The sequence below is a fragment of the Thalassospira lucentensis genome (genome assembly GCF_032921865.1).
Lineage (GTDB): Bacteria > Pseudomonadota > Alphaproteobacteria > Rhodospirillales > Thalassospiraceae > Thalassospira > Thalassospira lucentensis_A.
The window spans coordinates 194,102-219,629 of record NZ_CP136684.1; the positions used below are offsets into that span (position 1 = coordinate 194,102).

Consider the following 25,528-nt stretch of genomic DNA (forward strand, 5'->3'; position numbering starts at 1 on the left):
GCGTGAATAACCTGGCGAACAGGAACACCAGGCCTGTCACAATATGGCGATAACAACGTTTGGAAGGTCAGACGTTGCACAAGCAAGCAGACACGTTTGCGCCGGGGACAGAACGGCAGGGAGCACCACTTACAACGCCGCAGGCAAGCATATGGCTTGACTGGGCCAAAGGGGATGATTGCGCAAATTACAATATTTGCAGCGTCATTCGCTTTGACGGCGATCTTGATATTCCTGCCCTTCACAAGGCCATCGTCCAAACCGATCAGGAAAACGACGCCCTTCGCCTGCGCTTTGGATCCGAAGGCGGCAATCCCTTCCAGTTCTTCGCCGATACCTGCCGCGAAACCGATTTCAGCGTCACCGATTTAAGTTTTGCCGACGACCCGGTTCTGATCGCCCATCACGAAGTAGAAGAAATCCGCCGCCGTCCGCTTGATCCGGAAAACGGGCACCATTGCCGTCACCGTCTGTTGCAACTGGGCAAAGGGCGTTTCTGGTGGGTCCGGGTGTATCATCATCTTGTCTGCGACGGATATGCAGGCCATCTGATGGCAATGCGCGCAGCAGAAATATACAGTGCGCTTAAAACCGCTACCCCCGTGCCCGAAAGCACATTCGGGTCTTATCTCGATTTTATCACCGCCGATACGACCTATCCCGAAACACCGGCCTTCCAACGCGACCTTGCCTATTGGCAGGAACGCCTGAAAGACGATCACACAATTACGCGGTTTTCATCCGACAAACCGTCGGGAGAACTGGTTCAGGCCCGGCTTGAACAAACCCTGGATGGTCAGGAACTCGCCAGACTGACCCAGACAGCCAAAGCCTGCGGCACATCGCCGACCGCCATTGTCATGGCCGCCTATTTCATCCTGCTTGGTCAGATCACCCATAACAAACACCCGACCGTCACCATGCCGCTTCTGAACCGGTTGGGACGGGCCGAACGCCAGACGCCGGGGGCATTTTCCTATATCGTGCCCTTCGATGCCGATTTGGGTCAACATGCGCGGTTTTCAGATCTGGCCCGTGATATCTTTGCCCGGGCGCGGCGCGATGTCCGGCATATGCGCCTTGGTGCGCCGCGCATGCGCGCGGCACGGCTGGGAGCCAGGGGCCTGTCGGGCAATGGTGCCTTTTTCAACAGCCTGGACGGGGCAGAACCCTTATCTTTTGCCGGGCTCGATACACGCCGGGTCAATATCTATAACGGCCCGGTCACCGACCTTGGCCTGATCTATATGATGCAGGCCCTAAGCCCGGACAGGCAGGAAGCCGAAATCATCTGGCAATATGATACCGCTTGCCATGATGTTAAATCCGTTACCCGCATCGCCGAACGTTTCCGTTATTTCCTGTCCCGCGCACTGGACGACCCGGAACAGGATATCGCGGCCATCGCCGCACCGCCGATGAACGAGCTTGCCATTATCCGCACGCTTGAAACCGGCCCGACATTCACAAGGTCGGCTCCAGAACGGCTCATTCCCGAACGCATCGATCATGCCATTGCATCACGCCCCGGCGATGTCGCGCTGATCACCGATGATGGCCGCGAAGTCACCTTTGCAACGCTGGGCCACATGGCCAATGCCGTTGCGCATCACCTGCACCAAAGCGGGATTGCAGCGGGTGACTTTGTCGGCATGAATGTTTCGCCGAGCGCGCAGCAAATTGCCACTGTGATCGGCATCCTGAAATGCGGGGCAGTCTGCGTGCAGCTCGACCCGTTGCAGCCCGTCGCACGTAATGCGTCGATGACACGTCATCTTGATTGTCGACTGGTTTTAAGTGACAGCGCCGACGCATGGCGCGAGATCGGCAACACCACCATCACGGTGAAGGATATCAACGCCGTGCCGGGCATTGACGGCAGAACCGTCTTGGAAGATATCCGTGCCGATATTTGCGGTGACGATATCGCCTTTGTCTTCCATACGTCGGGGTCAACCGGGCAACCAAAACCGGTTCCGGTTCATCACCAATCCCTTGCCGACAAGATCGACGTCGCCATTGCCCAATTCGGCATCGGATCACATGAAAACGGCAATCCTGAAACTATGGGACTTTTCCCATCGCTCGGATTTGATCCGTGGATGCATCAATTCTGTGTCGGATTGATCTGCGGCCATCGTATGTGGCTGATGACCCATGCGATACTCAGCGACGGGCATAAATTCTGGAACGGTGTAGCGCGACACCATGTCACCCACCTTATGTCGGTGCCATCATTTTATGAAAGTGTGATTGATGCCATTCCGGCAGATGACAATTTCAAATTGCGCCGAATAATCATTGGCGGCGAGGTCCTGCAACCAACACTTTCCCGGCGGCTTCATTCCGTTTTCGAGTTTGCCGATATCTGGAACTGCTATGGCCCGACCGAAGCCACAATCCATGCCACCACCCATCTGGTCCCAAGGGACATCAAAACCAAAAACATCCCGCTTGGCCACGTCGACAAGGGTTCGTTTATCCGGATACTTGATGAGGACGGGAAACGGGTACCACTTGGCGTCCCGGGCGAGATTTACCTCGGCGGGACAGGACTTAATCGCGGCTATATCAATATGCCTGCTGTGACCGCCGAAAAATTTGTCAAAGACCCGACCAGCGAAACGGATGAAACCTTCTATCGCAGTGGCGATCTGGCTTCCTGGGGCGAAGACGGGCTACTTTATTATCACGGGCGTACCGACGAACAGGTCAAAATCCGCGGGCAGCGTATCGAAATCGGAGAAATCGAATACCAGCTTTCGCGCGTACCCGGCGTCGGGCAGGGTGCAGTCTTGTACGTCAAAAACAATCATGGCGGCGAACTGATCGGCTATCTTTTGCCGGACGGAAGCCATTCGAAACGGCCTGATATCGCAACCGTGCGCAGCGAACTGGCGCGCCATCTGTCCGATGCGGCCGTTCCAACCCGCCTTGAGTGGGTGGAAACGCTTCCTTTGCTACCGTCTGGCAAAATCGACCGCAAGGCACTTGCCCAATTTGCTCAGGCTCCGGGCGGCAAACAGCCTGTTGCACAAGAAACGCCGCTCCCCGCATCCCGCAAACCCGATCAGATGCGCATTCATCAAATGGCCGAAAAAATTGCCAAAATCTGGATGGATCTGATCGAAACCGACGAAATTGAATTCGATACCAACCTGTTTGAAGCTGGCGCCCATTCATTGCTGGTACCGCGTGCACAGTTTGCCCTGTCAAAACTCGCCGGGCGCAACATTGCGTCTGTGGAAATATTCCAGCACCCGACGATCAATTCCTTTGCCCTTCACCTGTGTGCCGATAACCAGACAGTTCCCGAAACCGCAAAGGCCGAACCGGTAAAGACCCAACGCAATGTGTCTGAAAATCATGACATTGCAATTATCGGCATGGCGATGCGCCTGCCCGGTGCGGATGACCGCGACACCTTCTGGTCGATGCTTGAAAACGGCGTTGATCAGATAAAGGACGTTGATATTTCCCGCCTGCGCACGCTGGGTGGTGATCCATCAGCACTGGAAGATGCCGATTTTGTCGCGCGCCACGGTATTCTTGACGATATCGATATGTTCGATCCCGCGCCCTTTGCCATGACTGCGGGCGAAACCATCGAAACCGATCCGCAGCAACGCCTGCTGCTTGAAGTCGCCCTTGGTGCCCTTGAAGACGGCTCTTGCGATCCGGCGCGTGATGGCGCGGTTGGGGCTTATGTCGGGGTTGGTTTCCCGACCTATCTGGTCGACAGCCTGCGTAATCGCCTGCGCGACCGCCCCGATGCGATCCGCTATGGCATGACACTCGGCAATGACAAGGATTTTGCCGCAACACGGCTTGCCTACAAGCTGAACCTGACCGGCCCTGCCATCGCATCCTCGACCGCCTGTTCGACCGGCCTTGTCAATATTGCGCTTGCCGTCGAAGCATTGCGATCCGGCCAGTGCCGTGTCGCCCTTGCCGGTGGTGCGGCCCTTGGGCTTAGCCCGGCCGGGGGATATTACTTCACGCAGGGCGGCATCGGATCGCGAAGCGGTGTCTGTCGCCCGTTCGACAGCAAGGCAGACGGCGTTGTCGGCGGCAGCGGTGCGGCCATTGTCCTTCTGAAACGTCTTGATGATGCCACCGCCGACAGGGACACCATCCATGCAGTGATCAAGGGCGTCGGCATGAACAATGACGGATCGGCGAAGGCTGCCTTTACCGCGCCTTCTGTCGATGGACAGGCAAAGGCCATTCAAACCGCCCTTAAGGATGCCCAAATCGATCCCGTCACCATCCGCTTTGTCGAAGGCCACGGAACCGCAACCGCCCTTGGCGACCCGATAGAAATAGCCGCACTCAACAAGGCATATGCAAAAATCGGTACATCCCCAACGCATCCGATCTGGCTTGGTTCGGTCAAGGGCAATATCGGCCATCTGGACAGTGCCGCCGGAATTGCCGGTCTGATCAAGGCCGTACTGGCAATCCATCACCGGGCATTCCCGCCGACCTGCCATTTCAATCAGCCAAATGAAAATCTTGGCCTGGATCAGGGACCATTTCGGGTGAACAGCATTGTTCAACCATTATCAAGTGGCGGCGATGAACCGCTGCGCGGTGGAATCAGCAGTTTCGGGGTTGGCGGCACCAATGCACATATCATTATCGAAGAAGCCCCACGTACCGATAAACCGGCATCACCTACGCCCAAAAACGATATTCCCCACGTTCTGCCCTTCTCAGCGGCAAGCGAAGCCGCCTTGCAGAAGCTGCTGACCAATACCGCAAGCTGGCTTGAGCGAAACGGGTCAGGCATATCGATATCCGATGTTGCAAACAGCCTATCACGGCGGCACGCTTACCGGTTTCGGACCGCGATCGTTGCCACAAACATCAACACGGCGATTTCGGCCTTGGCAAACCCGAAATCGCCCGCCCGTCATCAGGCCGTCGCCCAACGCAACACCCCGTCCATCACTTTCCTTTTCCCCGGTCAGGGATCACAACGACCGGGCATGGCCGCCGACCTTTATGAAGCGGATCAAACTTCGGCGGTGCTGATCCGCAATGCCTGCCAGCAGGTCGCAAAGATCGGCGGTCCTGACGATCTTCTTGAATTGCTGACCGTTCCTGATGAAAGTCCGGCAACATCAAGCCGCATGGCACGTACCGAAATCGCCCAGCCCGCCCTGTTCATTTATGAATATGCACTGGCAAGCTGGCTGATCGAAAGCGGCATTTCACCCGCCGCGCTGGCCGGGCACAGCATTGGCGAATATGTCGCAGCCTGCATTGGCGGGGTCGTGTCCTTTGACGATGCGCTTCGCCTTGTGGTCACGCGCGGTCGTCTGATGGGACAAACCGAACCGGGATCAATGTTTGCCCTGTCCATGACCGAGGCCGAAGTCGGGGATCTGCTGGCGGCCTTTGGCCCCGATCTGTCGATGGCGGCTATCAACGGCCCGCGTCAATGCGTGGTGGCTGGCAGCAACGACTGCATCGACGCACTTGAACAACACATCAAATCACAGGGCAAATCCGGCCGTCGACTTGTGGTTTCGCATGCCTTCCATTCACGCATGATGGAACCGGTTCTGGACGAATTCCGCAATTTGGTCGCCAAAATCAGGCTGAACGTACCAACCGTTCCGATCCAGTCCAACCTGACAGGTAATTGGCTGACACCCGAAGACGCGACCAATCCCGATTACTGGGTTCAACATCTGCGTAATGCGGTGCGCTTTGGCGATAACATCAAGGGACTTTTGGCCGGAATGCCCGAAACAATCATGGTCGAATGCGGTTTTGGCAACACGGCAAGCCGCCTTGCCATCGTCAACGGCACGCCGACCGGCAACAGCATTGCCCTGCAACCGGCCCCCGGTCCCGACACTGCCCGAAATGCAAATGCCACGATCACCGGATCAAATGCATTGGCCGCGACGATCGCCCGGCTTTGGGTGATGGGAACCTCGCCCGACTGGGACCGGGTGAACCAAACCAAATATGCCCGCCGCATTCCGTTGCCAACCTATGCCTTTGACCGGCGCCGGTTCTGGCCGGACAAGGCAATCACCACGACCGCCGATCCGAAACCTTTCGCCGTTCCCGCCGCCCCGGCAGAGGCCACAATGCCCACGGCACAGAATGCGCCGGATATCCAATCCGACACACAGGCGCAATTCACCATCTTGGCGATCTGGCGCGATATGTTTGGCGATCCGGCAATCGGCCCGGACGACGATTTCTTTGAACTTGGCGGCGACTCATTATTTGCCGTGCGGATCGCGACACGTCTTTCCGAAGTCCTGAATGCCGAAATTCCCGCTGCCGTAATGTTTGAAGGCCGCACTGCTTCGGGTGTTGCCAACCTGATTGCATCCTTTGATAAAGATAGCGCGCCTACCAATACTCCGCCTGCGCCAGCAGCACCCCTTTCGACACGCGAACAGGGAGTGCTGTAATGAATACCGATCAGTTGTTACGCCGCACACAAACCGCACGCGACCTGCTTGATAAACTCCGTCAGCGCGACATCGTGCTAAGCCTGCATGCCAACGGGCGCGATCTTTGTTTTGATGCACCGACTGGTGCGTTTGACGATGACCTGAAATCCGAAACCCGTGACCTGAAGGCTGAAATCATCAGCTTGCTATGCGCACCAGTCGAACCGGAAAATAAGGGTACCTCGGCAGGACCGATCCTCAAATCCTTCCCGGCCCATCCCGCCATCGAAGGCCAATGGATTGCAAGGCGCGATCAGCCGATAAACGCCAATTACCACATCGTTACCGGCTTCCCCCTCCCGGAAGGAACCGGTTTCAGCGCCGTCCGTGATGCGATTGACGCCATTGTGAAACGCCATGATGCCCTCCGGTCCACCTTTGTTGAACAGGACGGCCAACTGATCCAGCGTGTGCATGCCCACATGCCGGTAACGGTGCGCAAGATAGAAACTACCCGTGAAATCCGTCATGGTCTTTTTGATCTCGCAACCGGTCCTCTGGCCCGGTTTGGCTATATCGAACAGGACGACGGACAAGCCCCGCAACTGATCATTGCAATTGATCATCTGTGCTTTGATGGCCAGTCGGTCATGTTGCTGCAAAAAGAGCTTCGTGGCATTCTTGCCGGAGACACCCCCGGAAACATCCCCGATATCGAAGAACTTGTGCGCAATGCGCATCGTAATCTGGATCGGGAACGCGGCGAAATCGCACGGAAATTCTGGTCGGCACGAACCGATAGACTGCTATCCGCCGGGCTGCCTGATGACCCGTCAGCGGATCGGAACGGTGGTGGCAAACGGCTTTTGATCGAGCTGACAGGCGCTGACGCCGACGCTTTCGCAAAGCTTGCCAGCCATACCCGCAAAACGACCCAGACCACACTCTGGGCGTCGCTCACCATCGCCGTGATCGCCCGGCACAAGGAAAACGGCACAGCCATAATCGGGCTGCCCTTTGCCGGCCGCAGGGATAAGGAAACCATGCAGTCGATGGGCTGCTTTGTGAATGTCCTGCCCGTCGCGATCAAACCGGATATGGCAGATAACCTTGATGCCCTGACCAGACAGGTCGGGCACGAGGTCCTGTCCATACTCGATGTGCAGGATTATCCCCTGTCGCGTCTGGTGCACGATCTGACAAAGGCGGCACAGGGCCCGACCGGCCAGCCGTTCGATGCCGTCCACGTAATGGAAATCAGTGACAGCCCCTTCGTGATCGAAGATCTCGACTTCGGGGCAGGCAAATTCCCCCTGATGGTCGGCATGACGAAAAACGGCGCGGAAACATCTTTGGCCGTCGAGTATCAAAGCAACATCTATGGCGAAGCATGGATCGAACGTTTTGCAAAACGTTTCCTGACCTTTGCGCGTGCGCTTGCCCAAAACCCGGAAATGCCGCTTGGTCTTGTGGATATTCTTCCCGAAGACGAACGCGATCAACTATCCATCTCGCTCAACGATACCGCATCGGATTACCCACGCGACTGCGGCCTTGGCGAATTGCTCGCCCGGCAGATCACAAACCCGGCCAACGCGGGCAAGATCGCCCTGCAGGATCGCGATCAGAAAATCACCTATAGTGCTTTGGGGCAGCGGGTCGCCGCCATTTCTGCCGGGCTCGATGCTCTTGATGTTACGCCCGGCTCAATCGTCGCCCTTGCAGCGGATCGTTCGCTTGATGCGATTATCACCCTTCTTGGCATTGCCTGGCACGGTGTGGCTTATCTGCCGATTGATAAATCGCTGCCTGCCGATGCCATTGCGACCCTGATGGAAGAATGCGGTGCCAACGATCTTTTGTGTGACAACACCGAATTTGATCGCCTGTCGGGCATTTCTGATCGCGTTCGCATCGCACATCTTCCCGACGCCAACGCAACATCAAATGCATCCTTTGCCAAACGTGCGGGCGATGATCTGGCCTATGTCATGTTCACATCGGGCTCGACCGGTGCACCCAAAGGGGTGCTGATCCCCAACCGGGCTGTCGCCCGTCTGGCTGTGAACAATCGGGCGCTTGCATTTGATGACACCGATGTCATGGCACAGGCCGCATCGCTTGGTTTTGATGCCGCAACTCTTGAAATCTGGGCACCGCTTCTGAATGGCGGCAAACTGGTTCTGATCGATAACGAAACCCTGTTTGATCCAGCCGCCCTTCGCAATGCCCTTGAAGATGGCGGTGTCACCACCATGTGGCTGACCGCAAGCCTGTTTAACCGTATCGCCGATGATGCCCCGGGTTGCTTTGCCCCGCTCAAAAGACTGCTTTCCGGGGGCGAGGCGCTAAGCCCCACCCACCTGCAAAAAGTCATGACCGCCTGCCCGGACCTTGCCCTGATCAACGGCTATGGCCCGACGGAAAATACCACCTTCACCTGTATCCACCCGATCACGCCGCAGGATGTGAAATCGGCAAACATTCCGATTGGTCGGCCGATTGGCAATACGCGCACCTATATTCTTGATGCCGGCGGGCAACCGGTTCCGACCGGGGTCTGGGGTGAACTTTATGCCGCGGGCGACGGGCTGGCTCTCGGATATTCCGGCGCGCCCGAACGCACCGCCAAGGCATTCGTCACGTTCGATCATTTACCCGAAACCCGCCTTTACAAAACCGGCGACCGCGCGCGCTGGCGGGCGGATGGCATGATTGAATTTGGTGGCCGTCGTGACGGGCAAGTCAAAATTCGCGGGCACCGGATTGAAACCGCCGCCATTGAAAAACGACTGAGCCAGATTGATGGCATTCGCAATGCCTGCGTGATGCCGGTCGGCAGTGGTGCCGATGCCTTCGTTGGTGCCGCCATCGCCGCCGATCAGGATAACAGCAGTGTCTGGATGCAAATCCTTGGCCGCAATCTGCCCGATTACATGATCCCCGAACGGTTTGCCGTGCTGGATCATCTGCCGGTCAATGTGAATGGCAAGGTAGATCGCAAACAGCTTCTTGGTGCCCTGACCAATATGGCACCACTTGCTCCCCAAACCGGCACCGCCGCTACCAGCAACGAACTGGAACAGATCGTCGCCAATCATTTCAAATCCCTGTTTGGCAACCGCGACATCACCGCATCGTCGGATTTCTTTACATTGGGCGGACACAGCCTTGTCGCCATGCGCCTTGCCGGGTTTCTCGAAAAATCCACCGGCATCCGCCCGAAACTTCAGGATATCTTTGTCGCCCGCACAGTCGGCGGGATCGCAACCCTGCTTGCCGACCATAAACAGGATGGCAGGCAATTCCTGATCCCCAAGGCAGACGGTCCGAAATTCCCGCTTTCAAGCGGACAGGCCCGTCTTTGGGTCCTGCAACGCATGCAGCCCGACATGGCGGTTTATTCCGTCCCGGCCGCGTTTGAAATCAATGGGCCGATTGATGCCAATGCCCTGCAGGTCGCCCTGCACAAATTGGAAGAACGGCAACATGCGCTGCGTCTGCGTTTCAAATCCGATCCGCATCATCCCGATGGCGTCAGCCAGTATCTGGCACCTGCCGGTTCATGGATGCTTGGGCGCCACCAAATGGACGAAGGCCCCGCCCGCCTGTTCATCGCGCGCGAAACCGTCCGTCCCTTCGACCTTGAAAACAAACCATTGGCAAGGGCCGACCTGATCACGCTCGCCCCCAACCGTCACTGGATGCTGGTTTCCCTGCATCATGCGATTTGCGATGGCTGGTCGATGCCGACATTGCTGCGCGATCTTGCCGCCCTTTATGCCGAAGAAACCGGAACAGCCACCCCTTCGTTGCCATTGCTTGATCGCCATTACGAGGATTTTGCAAGCTGGCAGCATGGCTATTTAAACTCAGCCGATGGCAAGGATTTGCTGGCCCGCTGGAAAAAACGGCTGTTGCCCCTGCCCGAACCGCTGGCCCTACCAACGGACCGACGCCGGCCAAAAATCCGTCGTTTCGCCGGTGATTTCCATGAAACGGCCTTTGGCGAAGACACCGCGCGTCTGATCAATGATGCGGCGGATCGGCGTGGTACAACCGCGTTTTCCATTCTGACCGCCTTGGTCCAAATCCTGATGTACCGGCAATCCGGGCAGACAGATATCCCGCTTGGCATGCTGGTGGCGGGCCGTGAACAGACTGCCCTTGATGACGTGATTGGCTTCTTTGTGAACACCGTCGTTCTGCGTCAGAATGTCGATCCGGATGCCGGGTTTGACGACCATCTGACCCAAACCGGCAAAACCATCATTGATGCCCTGTCCGATCAGGCCGCCCCGTTCGAGGATGTGGTTGCCGCCGTCAATGCCCCGCGCGATCCCGCACGCAATCCGCTGTTTGATGTTCTGGTCGCCTGGCAGGACAGCATCCCCGACCTTGGCAAGCTTGGCGATGCCGATCTCTCGCTTCTGAAAACCGAATTTCCGTTCTCGAAATTCGATCTTGCGTTCTATTTCAGCAAACGGAACGACGCCCTGCTGTGCCAGATCGAATTTGATACCGACCTGTTTGACAAATCCACCATTCAGGCAATTTTCAACCGGCTTGAAATCCTTGCCTGCGCCGCCCTGTCCAAACCATCGACAATCAAAATCGCCGAATTGCCAATCCTGCCGGCGGACGAACGCGCCCGGATCGATCAATTCAATGTCACCGATCTTGACCTTGCGATTGAACGCAGCATTTCCGAACCGTTCCTTGATCAGGTCCGCGCCACGCCAACCACACCGGCGGTTATCGGAACATCTGAAACCCTAAGCTACGAACAATTCACCCGTCGTGCGGCCGGGATTGCCGCAAAACTGCGCGCGGCGTCAATTGGTCAGGGCGATGTGATCGGTGTTGCCGTGCGGCGGTCGGTCGATATGCTGGCCGCCATTCACGGGATACTTCTATGTGGTGCGGCATATAGCCCCCTTGACCCGGATCACCCCGAACAGCGCCGCAAGGATATGCTTGATGATCTTGGATATCCGCGTGTCATCACCACCGGCGATCTCGCCCATCTGTTTGACGTCGACAATGTCCTGATCATCGATGGCACCGAAGATGCCGATATCCCTGATGCGATCAACGCACCCGATGACCTTGCCTATGTGCTGTTCACATCCGGCTCAACCGGTCGCCCGAAAGGTGTCGAAATCGCCCATCGCGGCGTTCTGAACCGTATCCTATGGATGCAGGACGCCTTCCCGATTGGCCCTGATGACGTCATTTTGCAGAAAACCCCGATCACATTCGATGTGTCGGTCTGGGAACTGTTCTGGTGGTCATGGACCGGCGCGCGCGTTGTCCTGCCCGATCCAGGCGTTGAACGTGATCCGCAACAACTGGCCCAAACCATTCGCGATCATGGTGTCACCACCATGCATTTCGTGCCTTCGATGCTGGCAAGTTTCCTGTTCTCGGTCGAACACGGGCTGGTCGATATCGAAAACCTTGGCAGCCTCAAACGCGTTTTCGCCAGTGGCGAGGCACTTGATCCCGCACTGGTAAAACGCTTCAACGATCTGCTGTTTGATCGCTTCGGGACCGAACTGCATAACCTTTACGGCCCGACCGAGGCGACGGTGGATGTCACCTGGCATGCCTGCTCGCCGCTTGATAATCCCGATATCGTTCCCATCGGCAAACCGATTGCCAACACCATCATTCGCATCCTTGATGACAAACTGGGCGACATGCCGATTGGCGTCACAGGTGAAATCGTGCTTGGCGGCCCACAGATCGCGCGCGGCTATCGCAACCGTCCGGAACTGAGTGCCGAAAAGTTCCCCGATGATCCCCGCAATCCGGGCCATAAACTGTATCGCACTGGTGATCTGGGCCGCTTCCTTGCCGACGGGTCGGTCGAATATCTTGGCCGGATCGATCATCAGGTCAAAATTCGCGGCTTCCGCATCGAATGCGGCGAAGTCGAAACCACGATTGAAAGCCACGATCTGGTTGAACGCGCCCTGGTCAAGGCGGTGCGGGTTGGCGACCTTGATGAATTGCATGCCTTTGTACTGGGTGACGGTGAACTGACCATTGGTGTCCTGCGCGATCATCTGCGCACCCGCCTGCCCGAATATATGATCCCGGCACGTTTCTTTGCCCTTGATCACCTGCCTCTCACCAGCAGCGGCAAGGTCGACCGAAAGGCCCTTTCGGGGACACCGATGGCAGGGTCGCCAAAAGTCACCAACCGGAAACCAAAACCGGCTATCGCGGCAAAGTCGGATACCGACAACCATGACCTGGCAAATCTGGAACGCGTTCTGCAACGGCTGTGGCAGGAAATCCTGCCCGGTGTGATGGCGGATCGAGAAGACGGTTTCTTTGATGTCGGCGGCAATTCGCTTTTGCTCCTGCGCCTGCATGAAAAAATCAATACCCGCTGGCCCGGAAAGGTCAGCATCGCCGATCTGTTCGCCAGTGCCACCATCGCACGTCAGGCCGAACTTCTGGCCGGACTTGATATCGCAACCGACGATCTTGCAACGGCACAAGGTGCCCAGCTTGCCACCGACGAACCGATTGCGGTGATCGGCATCGGTCTTCAGCTTGCCGGGTCGGACGATATCGAAACATTCTGGTCGGACGTCGCCCGCGGCACGGATCACGTGCGTCCGCTTCCGCCCGAACGCGATCATGAAACCCGCGACATGATGACCGCCATCGGCCGTCCTATTCCGAAAAACTTCCGCGAAGCCGCCTATCTTGACCGCATCTTTGACTTTGATCCGGGCCGTTTCCGCATGGCACCCGCAGATGCCGCCCTGATTGACCCGGAACAACGCCTGTTTATCGAAACCGCCCTGATGGCGATGGAAAATGCCGGTTATGGTGGGCAGGCCCTGCGCGGTAAAAAGGTCGGCATTTTTGCCGGTGGCGGGGCAAACCCGGCATGGCGCGTTGCCATGGAACATGTCGCACGTGACAGGGCCGAACAGGTCTTTGCCCTTAACGTGCCCTCGAACATGGTCACACGCCTGTCCTTCCTAAAAGACTGGCACGGTCCGGCAAATATCATCGATACCGCCTGCTCGTCATCCTTGGTCGCCGTCCATCAGGCCTGCCAGAATTTGCGAAGCGGCACATGCTCCATCGCCCTTGCCGGCGGTGCAAAACTGATCCCCTGCCCGCCCGATGCCGATGGTGGCTTTACGATTGATTCTTCCACCGCACGCACCCGCGCCTTTGACGACGCCGCCGATGGCACCGGCATGGGCGAAGGCAGCGTTGTCTTTGTCCTCAAACCGCTTGGCAACGCCATCGCCGATGGCGATCCCGTCCATGCCATCATCCGCGGCAGTGCCGTCAATCAGGACGGCGCCTCAAGCGGGGCGGCCGCCCCCAACCCGGCCATGCAGGCCGATGTCATCCGGCAGGCGGCCCGAACGGCCGACATCGAACTGGGATCACTATCGTATATCGAAGCCCATGGCACCGGCACGTCGCTTGGCGATCCGATTGAAATTGATGGCCTGACCCGTGCCTTCGCCGGAAGCACGGATGAACATGGCTTCGCGCTAATCGGCTCAGCCAAGGGCAATTACGGGCATCTTGATGGTGCCGCAGGGGCGCTTGGTCTTGCACGCGCCATTATGGCATTGCGCTTTGATCAGGCCCCGCCACAACCCTTCTTTGAAACGCCCAACAGCCGGATTGATTTTACCCACGCCCCGGTGCGTCCGACCAACCGCCTTGAACCCTTGGCGGACCGTGGCGCACCAAGACGTGCCGGTGTCAGTTCCTTCGGGCTAAGTGGTATCAACGCCCATGTGATCCTTGAAGCCGCCCCAAAACACGGGGCAAATGCACAAGATGAAACCGCGCAAAACGGGACCTTCATCCTTACCCTGTCTGCCGCCACCGAGGCCGCATTAATCGATTATGCCACCAAGCTGCATCGCGCCATCGCCAAGGACACCGGCCTTGCTATTCGTGACATCTGCCACACGCTAGCAACCGGGCGCGACCAGCTAAGGCATCGCTTCGCCGTTGCCGTGTCGGATCGCGACAGCGTTCTTAACGCTCTTGCCGGATTGATCGCCGGTGACACAACCCATTGCGCGGCCCCCAAACCCGCCACCGGTGCATCATCCGTTTCTGCGGTTTCGGGCAATCTCGCCGATGCCATGGTCAATGCACGCCAATGGCTCGAAGGTGCCAATCTTGTCTGGCCCGACGACATTCACGCGCGCCGCCTATCCCTGCCCCACGCGCCATTTGCAAAAATCGTCTGCAAACCGGTCTTTGGCGGTAACCGGGCACCGGATATAGCCATCATGACCGGTCCGGTCGAAACCGAAAGAGGCCGCTGCTTTGCCATTCCGGTTGGCACGCCGTCCTTCTGGCCGACGGGCGAACATCATCTGAACGGACAACCGACACTGGTCGGCATGGCTGTTCCTGCCATGATCGCCACCGCCATCCGCAATGGCACGGGCGATCCGGCTGTGCGGATTTCCGACCTGAAATGGCAAAAAACCCTTCTTCCCAATGCCCTGCCCGATGGTACGGCAACGCTTTTGCTTGGAAATGATGGTCTTGTCGAACTGGGTGGCCGCCTGAAAAACGGCAAATGGTCGGTCTTTGCCACCGCGTCCTGGGCCAATGATGCACCGGAAAGCAGTCATCACGATAATTTGCCGTCGCTCGACCATGCGCGCGCAAAATGTACCCTTGCGGCCAATATCGCCCCCTACGCCGCCCAGATCGGGCCGATCACGATCAGCGACCGTTGGGATTGCCGGGTGTCCATGCAATACAGCGCGGACGAAACCATGGCGATGATGCATCTGAAACTGAAACCGCAATATCATGCCGACCTGCGTGACTGGGTCATTCATCCCGCCATGGCCGATATTGCATGCAGCATGATCCTGACGGCAGAGGATAATGGTTCCATTCCTGTCGGCGTTGACGAAATCACACTTCATGCGCCCTTTACCGACGACATCCTTGTCTGTACCGAACGCCATAAACCGGGACAGGCCGACTTCTCCTTCTTTGATGCCCAAAGCCAGAAGCTGCTTCTGACCATACGCGGCATCCGCTTCTCGCGGCATGGCAGCGGCACGGCATCATCCACCGTATCCGCCATGCCGGAACTGCTCGAAATCGACTGGCTGCCGGAAAGCGTTGAAACGCAACCGGTTCCTGAAAACACAATCATGATTGCCGATGGTGATTTCTGGCCAATGCCGGCTACCTGCCAGCGCACCCATCCCGACACCATCAGCAAGGATATGCTGGCAACGGCGCAAAACGTCATTCTGGTCTTGCAACCAGGCGAAGATATCGCCCTTCGCACCGCCCGCTGCCTGCGCAATGTCCTGCGTGGCATGCGCGGACGGATGCGGCTTGTCGTGACCGGATGTGGCGCCTATCAGATCGATAGCGACACCATCCCCACCGATCCGGATCAAAGTGCCGCGGCCGGTGTTGCCATCGCCGCAAGCACGGAAGAACCCCGACTTGTCTTGAGCTTTGCCGATATCGCACCTACTGATTTCATCACGCTTATTGGTGGTGAACTGGCAGCCGAACCGCGCCGCGATCCGGTTTCGGTTTATCGTAATCAGATGCGTTATCGCCGCAAACTCCGCCCGGCTTCCGGTGCGGGCAATCTGGCAAAGGCCAACTGGCCCGATCACGGCGTCTGCGTCGTGACCGGCGGCACCGGCGGTTTTGCCATGGCCCTTGCCGAAGAAATGGCGATGGGTGGCAAACTCGCGCTCGCCCTTCTGGGACGTCGGGGCGAAACCGGCCTTGATGCGGTTGCGCAGTCAAAACTTGCCGACCTTGGCGCCAAGGGCATTAAGGTATCAATCCACGCATGCGACGTTGCCGATAAAAACGCCCTGTCCGATACGCTTGCCAAGATCCGAAATACCCTTGGCCCGATCACGGCCATCGCCCATGCCGCCGGGCTTGCCGATGGCGGATTCCTGGCCGTGCGGGACATGGACGCGTTCGAGGGCATCATGGCCGCCAAGATCAATGGTGCGCGTCATCTTGACGCCCTGACCCTGAACGACCCCGTGCAGGCCTTTGTCATGTTCGGCAGCCTGACGGCCATCGTCGGTGTGCCCGGTCAGGCCGCCTATAGTGCTGCCAACGCCTTCCTTGACGGTTTTGCCCGTTACCGCAGGTCACAGGGCCGCGCGGCCCTGACCATCGACTGGTGCGCCCTTGCCGAGCAGGGCATGGCCGCGCGTCATAATGTACCGCTTCAGGATGGGGCCAGCGTCACCCCGCAACAGGCCCCGATCTTCTGGCGCGATGCCATGCATAACACCGCGGCACAGCTTGTCGTTCTTGATCCCGCCCTTGCCGGTGAAACAACCGCACAACCGGCAAAGCCCGTTTCCGCACTGGTATCTCCATCCGTAGCGACACAGCCATCTGTACCGGCATCTGCACCGGCCTCCGCGCCGGATATCCCGCAAAGGATCGCCGCCATCTGGGCCGAAACGCTTGGTTATGATGCCGTCGCCCCGGATGATGACTTCTTTGCCCTTGGCGGCGATTTCATCACCGGCATGCAGATCGTCGACCGCATCAATGCCGAACTGAAACTGTCACTGGCAATTTCGGACCTTTTTGCCGCACCGACGGTGTCCGACCTGTCCGCGCAATTTGCCCCGTCAATTGCGCAAACGCCAGACCTTCATGAAACAGCCGGGGCAACACACACCCCGACAGACAGGATTGCAAAAATCTGGGCCGAAATCCTTGGCTATGACACCATCGACCCGGACGAGGATTTCTATGCTTTGGGCGGGGATTCCATCACCGGCATGCAGATCGTTGATCGCATGAATGCCGAACTTGCCTGCAATATCGGTCTTGCCGATCTGTTTGAAACCCCGACGATCACGGCACTGGCCACAAAGATATCGCCATCCGTTGAAACAGCGACACCATCGCCCGTTTCCCTGCCGCCGGCACCAGAACCGGCTCAGACCAAAACCGAGGTCGAGGTCGAAACCGATCCGCGCCGCGCACCGGAAATGGAATTCTATCCGTTGGCCCCGGAACAGGTTTCGGTTCTGCATGCCGAACAAAGCGGCAATCTCGGCACGGCCTTTAACCTGCCGCATGCCTTCATGCTGGATGATAATGTTGATCTTGATCGCCTGCGCGATGCCATCACCCACCTGACCGAACGTCATGAAATCCTGCGCACCCGCTTGATCGCCAATGGCGATGACTGGGTCATGAAAATTCTGCCACTTAACGAAGCCCTGCCCGATCTGACGCTGATCGAACTTGATGCTTCCGTATCGCTTGACGATGCCGGTGTAGAGCTTGTCATGCCGTTCGATCTGGCAACGGAAATTCCCGCGCGCTGGCGTCTGCTATGTGCGGCCGACGGTCAAAAGGCACTGTTCTTTGATATCCATCACACGGTTTGCGATGGCTTTACCATTGAAATGCTGCTCTCGGAATTGCTGGCGATTTATCGCAGGCAGGCCTTGCCCCCGCTCCCCTATCAGCTTCGCGATTATGCGTACTGGAGCCAGCAACCCGAAAGCCTGAAGCGGCTTGAAACCGCACGTGATTACTGGCTTTCCCTTTATCAGGGACCGCTTCCGAAACTGGATCTGCCGTCTGATCGCAGGCGCCCGGCCATCCACAGTTTCACCGGCGAAATCGTCGCGTTTGATATTGATCTAGCGGTGCTGAAATCGGCGCGCAAATTCGCATCCGACCAACGCGTCACCATGTTCTCGCTCATGATGGCGACGTGGTTTGCCGTGCTTGGCAGGATCACCGCAACCGACGATCTGGTGATCAGCGTCCCGGTCAATCAGCGCGATGGTGCTGGTTTCCGCAATGTGCCGGGCATGATGGTTTCCCTTCTGCCGCTCCGCATGCAGATTGCCGATGATGAAACTTTCGCATCCCTTCTGCACAAGGTGCAAAACCATCATATCGATGCCCTGCGCCATCGGGCCTATTTCCTTGATCTGCTGCTGGATGAACTTTCGCCACCGGCCGAGCCCGAACGCACCCTGCTATCGGAAGTATCCCTGTCTTACATGAACTATGCGCAGGGCGATTACGGGCCGGATGATCAGGCCAAATCCATGCGCCCCATCGGCCTTGGACGGCAGCAATGCAAAAACGATCTGGCGATATTTGTCCGCGACCTGCCGGAACGAATGGTCATCTCGTTTGACTATTATGCCGATATGTTCGATCGCGACCGCATGATCGAACTCGGTCACATCTTCACGAAAACCCTGCAAAAGCTGGTTGCGGCGGACACCGCAAGCACGGCCCCGATTGCGTCCCTTGATCTTCTGCCAGATGATCAGAAAACCAATATCAAAATCTGGGAACAGGGATCAGAACCCGACACCCGCCTTGATGCGGATGCGCATGCCGGGATCTTTGCGATATTCGCCAGACAGGCATCCATCACCCCCGATGCCCCTGCCATCCGCGATACCAACGGCACATGGACCTTTGGGGAACTGCGTGCCAATGCGTGCGCCATTGCCCATTGCCTGCAAACCGCAGGGATCGAACCGGGTGATCTGGTTGCACTGCATATTGAACGCGGTCGCCCGGCCATTGCCGCCATTCTAGGGATTACCGCCATCGGTGCGGGATATGTCCCGCTTGATCCGGCCTATCCGGCGGCACGCAATCAATTCATCCTTGCCGACAGCGGTGCCAAACTGGTTCTGGTTGATGAAGCCGGTCATGACGCGCTGGGTGCGTTGGGTGCCTTGTCCGAAACCGGCACCTCATCCCCGCAACGGATCAATATCGCGGGCATCGCTCCGGCACCGGCGGACTTCACCCTGCCCGAACTGACCAACGCGGACAGTTTGCCTGCCTATATCATGTATACCTCCGGCTCGACCGGAAAGCCCAAGGGGGTTCTGATCGAACAGGGTGCCGTGCGTCGGCTGGTACTTGGGGCGGATTACGCCAAAATCGTTGCCTCTGATGCGGTGGCACAGGCGGGCCCGCTGGCATTTGATGCCTCGACCTTTGAAATCTGGGTGACCCTGCTGCGCGGTGCCGAAATCGCCGTCATTGATCGTAATGATCTGCTTGATCCGGCCAGGCTCGGCGATGCCCTGTCGCAATTTGGCGTTACGAAAATGTTCATGAGTGTCGGCCTGTTTAACCGCCAGGTCGACCATGATCCCCAAACCCTTGCCGGGCTTGATATCCTGATGATCGGCGGGGATGCGATCAGCAAACAGCATGTCAGAAACTTTATCAACGCCTGCCCGCACGTCACGGTTTTGAACGGTTATGGCCCGACCGAAAGCACGACCTTCGCCGTTGTCGGCCCGATCACCGAAAATGATCTGTCGGGTGATACCGATGCCACCATCATTGGCAAACCCATCGCCCATACCAAAACCCTGATCCTTGATCAGAACGGTCAACGCGCGCCCGTCGGGGTCTGGGGCGAATTGATGATTGGCGGGACGCGGCTGGCACGTGAATACTGGCAACGTCCCGACCTGACCGGCGAACGGTTCATCCCCGATCCCGATCAGCCCAGCCAACGGCTTTATCGCACCGGCGACCTTGCCCGCTGGACCCGCGATGGCCGGATCGAATTTGGCGGTCGCCATGACAATCAGATCAAATTGCGTGGCTTCCGCATCGAACTGGATGAAATCGAACAGCAGCTTCAATCCGCACCCGGCATCAAAAATGCCGTTGCCCTGTTTGATGCCAACGCGCCTGACGGCGGTACCATCATCGGCTGCATTCAGACGACACAGGATCAGGATGTCGATATCCCTGCCCTGATGACGTGGCTTGGCACACATCTGCCCGGCTACATGATCCCGGCGAAATGGCATATCGTCGATACCATCCCGATCACCGCCAATGGCAAGGTGGATCGCAGGGCGCTACTCGAAACGGTGCGCACGCAATCAAATGCGATGGCGCTTGACGGCGGCACCGACACCCCGCCCGCCAACCCGGCAGAAGAACTGGTTTGCGATGTCTTTACCGAGGTTTTCGCAACCCCAATTCGTAACCGACACGCCAGCTTCACCCAGCTTGGCGGTCACAGCCTGATGGCGATCCGGATCGTAAACCGCCTTGCGGACCGGACCGGCAAACGCATCAGTATGGCCGACTTCTTTGCCGATCCCACGGTCATCGGGCTTGCCCGCCATATCGACAATGCCACCATCAATATCCACGCCACCGGCAATGGCCAAATCCCGGCCGCACCGGCAATGGAATATTACCCGGCCAGCCACGCGCAAAAGCGGCTTTATCTTCTTTCAAAAATGGATGGCAACAGCGGTGCCTATGGCATGCTTTATGTCTTCCGCTGCACCGGTGATTTGCGCGCCGATATCCTGCAATCGGCCCTGACCCGGCTGGTGGACCGTCATGAAACATTGCGTACCGGCTTTGCCGAGCATGACGGCACGATCACACAGAAAATCCACGCCACCACCCCGCCCGCCGTCACGTTTGATGATCTTGCGGATCATGCCGATCCGGCCCGCGAAGCCCTGCGCCTGACACGGCTTGAGGCCGCAACACCGATCATCCTTGATCAGCCGCCATTGATCCGCGGGCGTGTGATCCGGGTTGCCGCCAATGAAAGCCTGATGATCCTGATGACCCATCACATCGTCGGCGATGGCTGGTCTTCGCGCATCCTGATCAACGAACTTGGCGCGCTTTATGATGCCGTTCTTCATGAACGGAACAATGCCCTGCCACCACTTCCGATCACGTATAAGGATTTCGCCCATTGGCAATCCGGGCAGGATTGGGCAGATGCCGCCGATTACTGGCGTCAGCAGCTTGCCAATGCCCCGGAACAGATCAATCTGCCAACCGATCGGCCGGTGCCCGAAAAACAATCCTTCCGCGGGGCGCATGTGCATCTTGCCCTGCCTGATGATGTTTTATCAGGCCTGCACCAGCTTGCCAGCCAGAACAAAACAACCCTGTCATCGGTGGGCCTGTCGCTGTTTTCCGCAATGCTCTATCGCCTGACGCGCCAACGCGACATGGTGATCGGCATGGGCGTTGCCGGGCGCGAACGCATCGAAACCGAAGGCCTGATCGGCTTCTTTGTCAATGTCCTGCCAATCCGTATGCAGCTTGACGACGATACCGATCTTGTCGATCTGATCCGTGCCACCCATGTCAATATTGCCGATGCGCTGGACCGGCAGGATTTCCCGTTTGATGAACTGGTCCGGGCCGTCGCGCCAAAACGCAAATCCAACCGTCAGCCACTGGTCAATGTGGTGTTCGAATATCAGCGCTTCGAAGCCGTAAGCGGATTGGCGCAAAACGGCTGGGCTCAATCCGGCCTGCCGTTGCTTGCCCCCGATGCTGCGGGCATCCTGCCATCCAATATGGATGCCTTTGTCGATAACACGACGGCCAAACATGACATCATTCTGTTCCTGACCGAAGAAGCCGGTCAGGCGCGCTTTACGCTTGAATATGACACCGATCTGTTTGATGCGGAAACCATGCAGCGCTGGTTGGCCTTCCTTGGCAAATTCGCCGCTGCCGCCTCACAAAACGCCCAAAAGGACGCATAATGAAAATCGCCGATTTCGATTTTGAAACCCTCGATACGCCAACGCCCGGTATGGATGGCATACCCGATGTTCCGCCATCGGCAACAACCGGCAGCATCATCGACCGGTTTGCGTCAATTGCGGCGTCTTACCCGCATCGCATCGCAACCCGCGATGAAACCGGCGAAATCAGCTATGCTGACCTTGATCGTCAAAGCAATCGTATCGCGCATTTCATTGCCGGTCTCGCCCTGCAGACCGAATCTCTTGTCGGCGTGATGACCGGGCGTAACCGCCATTACATCGCGGCAAGCCTTGGCGTTCTCAAGGCCGGTCTTGCCTTTGTGCCGCTTGATCCGAATGTGCCGCTGATCCGGCGCACCACACTGGTCCGCAATGCCGCACTGCCACTGATCATTTCCGAAGCCACCCATATCGGTGATCTCCACCAGTTGCAGTGGCGCTGCAAAACCGTCACCAACATTCTGTGTCTTGACCGTGACGATATCGATACCCTGACGGAAAATCACGGTTCCCTGATGTCGGTCGAACTGTGGGATCATCTGGCGGGTGACGATGCCGACAACATTCTGGCTGGCGGCTGGAAAAGTGCCTTTACCGGGCAACCGATTGCACAAAGTGCGATGGATGCCTTCGGGGCCAATGCGCGCAACAAGGTCGCCGATCTGGTATCGCGCAATGCCCGGGTGCTTGAAATCGGCTGCGCGTCCGGCTTCACCATGAAACACGTCGCCCCGGTGGTCGGCACCTATGTCGCGACCGATCTGTCGCGCCGTAACGTCGAACGGACCGAGGCCCTGGCGATCAATCTTGGCATGACGCATGTCATCGGTCGGCAGCTTGGCGCGCATGATATCGATGTTTACGAACCCGGTTCGTTCGATCTGATCATCATGAACAGCGTCATCGAAAACTTCCCCGGTTACGGTTATCTGCGCACGGTCCTGACAAAGGCAAAAACCCTGCTCGCGCCGGGCGGGGCGATTTATCTTGGCAATGTATGGGATGCGGATCGCCGCGATGATTACCTTGCCGATCTAGCCCGGTTTGCCCGCGAGACGGTGGGCAAGGGTTACAACACCCGCCTTGATTTCCTCGAAGACCTGTTTGTCCCGCAATGCTTTCTTGAAGACTGGGCCCGCGAACAGGGCGGCTTTGCCGCCAGCCGATCCGCCATCAATGCCGACGGGTTTGATCCCGCGCCCTACACATTCGATTTCGTCCTGACATCGGATGCGGCAAAACACCCCGTCGCACCGAAGAAGCACCGCCACGATCTGGCTGCGCTCAACGCCGCAAACGATCAACACCCTGCAACCGTGACATCGGCAAACGATCTTGCCTATGTCCTGTTCACCAGCGGCACCACCGGCACGCCCAAGGGGGTGATGATCGAACATGGATCGGTTGTGAACCTCGCCCAGTCGGTACTTGATACGCAGTTAAAACAGATCGGTGCCGATGATCCCGACCGCGCCCTTAATCTGACCTGTATCGCGCCCTTTGCCTTTGACGGCTCCATCGTTCAGATTTTTGCGGCCATCCTGAACGGGCATTGCCTGAACATCACCGGATCGGCCACACGAAGCGACCCCGAAGCCCTGCATGACCTGATGGTCACCAACGCCATTGATCAGCTTGACGCAACGCCAAGCCTGTTTTCCCTGCTGCTGGATTACTGGGAAGAAAACCGGCTTTCCTGCCCGGCACGGATGGTGGTTCTGGGCGGCGAAGCTGTTTCCACCCGACTGGTCGAACGTTTCTTTGCCCTGCCCGGTCAGACCGACCGCAAACTGGTCAATGCCTATGGCCCGACGGAATGCTGCGTTTCATCGGCCCAGTATGTGATGACCGCCCACAACCACAAACAAATCCTGCCACCCCCGATTGGCCGCGCCATTCAGGGTGTTTATCTGGAAATCTGCGATGATATGGGCCGCCCGTTGCCCGATGGTGTTCCGGGTGAAATCCGCATTGGCGGGGCCGGTGTTGCACGTGGTTATCTGAACGATCCGATCCTGACCGCGCAGAAATTTGTGACCGACCCCAACGGCAACCGTGTCTATCGCACTGGTGATATGGGGCGGCGGCGCAGTGATGGCGAAATCATTTTCCTGGGCCGCGAAGACGGTCAGATCAAGGTTCGCGGCAACCGCATCGAACTGGGCGAAGTCGAACATGCCCTGCTGACACATCCCCATATCCGCCGCGCGGCCGTGGTCGCCCATGACCGCCATCAGAACGGCAATGTTGTTCTGGTCGCTTACGTCGTCACCGATGACGATGCCCATGCCTGTTTCGACATATCTGCATGCAGGGCAAAACTTGAACAGGCCCTGCCGAACTATATGGTGCCCAGCCACCTGATCACGATGGATGACCTGCCGCTGACCGTAAATGGCAAGATTGATCTTTCACGCCTTCCCGTCCCCGAAAACACCGATCAGGTCACAGGCGTCACTGCCAAGCCGCTTGGCAGTGACCATGAAAAAACCGTCGCCCGCCTGATGGGCGAAATCCTTGATTGCACCATCGATGACGCCACCGCCGATTTCTTTGAACTCGGCGGCCACAGCGTCCTTGCGGTTCAGTTCCTGTCAAAAATCAACAAACTCACCAACGTCAAAATCCCGCTGGGTGATCTGTTCACCTGCGCCTCGGTCGAAAAACTTGCGGCCCGCATCTCCGAGCGTGAAAACGCCAGGCATGTCAAAAGCCCGATTGTCACCGTCAATGCATCGGGAACCAAACCGCCAATGGTCTGCTTCCATCCGGTCGGCGGCAATGTTCTGTGCTATCAAAACCTTGCCCGTGAATTCGGCCCCGATCAGCCACTTTACATGGTCGAGGCACAGGGCCTTGAAGAAGGCCAGAATTTGCAGCCCACGGTCGAGGAAATGGTCGCCGCCTACATGCCCGCCATCCGTCAGACCGTCCCCGGCGGGCCAATCCATGTCATCGGCTGGAGCTTCGGCGGATTGCTGGCGTTCGAAGCCGCCTTCCGCATGCAGCAGGCCGGCATTGATGTGCGCAATATCATCCTGCTTGATGCGATTGCCGTGCCCGATGCGGTCCGCGCCATATTGCGCAAGGGCGAGGCCGAATATCTTGCCGATATATTTGCCGAACTGGGCCTGGTCACGGTTGACGAATTGCGTCCGTTAACCCCCGAAGAACGCATCGACCTGTTACTCGAACGCGGCAAGAATTGCGATCTTCTGCCCGACGAGGCAGATCGCGGTACCATGCGCCGCCTGCTTGCGGTGTTCCAGAATAACGCACTGGCCGCCGTCCATTATGTCCCACCGAAAATTGACGGTATTGATGTCCTGCTGCTGCGTCCGACAACCGAAACCCGCGCCGCACCCAGCATCGAAGGCGATCAATATAGCGGCTGGCAAAGGGTCGCGGGTAATGCCCTGACCCTTGAATGGGTGGGCGGCACCCACGGCTCGATGATGTTCGATCCCCATGTGATCGAAGTCGCCGAACGCATTCGCCGACATCTTGAAAAATCGAAATGATGGA

General features: G+C 57.8%; 3 protein-coding genes. All 3 read left to right on the forward strand.

Annotated features, from left to right (window positions below; all coding sequences use genetic code 11):
• The first annotated feature begins 74 nt into the window (after window positions 1-74).
• The 3 genes from R1T41_RS01720 to R1T41_RS01730 are packed head-to-tail and all read left to right on the forward strand — an operon-like array spanning window position 75 to window position 25,524.
• Window positions 75-6,440: a non-ribosomal peptide synthetase/type I polyketide synthase gene (locus R1T41_RS01720; protein ID WP_317339518.1), complete on the forward strand. Its 6,366-nt coding sequence runs from the start codon at window positions 75-77 to the stop codon at window positions 6,438-6,440.
• Window positions 6,440-22,000, forward strand: coding sequence for a non-ribosomal peptide synthetase (locus tag R1T41_RS01725; protein ID WP_317339520.1), 15,561 nt, complete (start codon window positions 6,440-6,442; stop codon window positions 21,998-22,000). The genes R1T41_RS01720 and R1T41_RS01725 overlap by 1 nt, the downstream gene beginning before the upstream one ends.
• Complete coding sequence (locus tag R1T41_RS01730) at window positions 22,000-25,524, forward strand: alpha/beta fold hydrolase (protein WP_317339522.1); 3,525 nt, start codon at window positions 22,000-22,002, stop codon at window positions 25,522-25,524. Before R1T41_RS01725 ends, R1T41_RS01730 begins: the two co-directional genes overlap by 1 nt.
• Window positions 25,525-25,528: the final 4 nt, after the last annotated feature.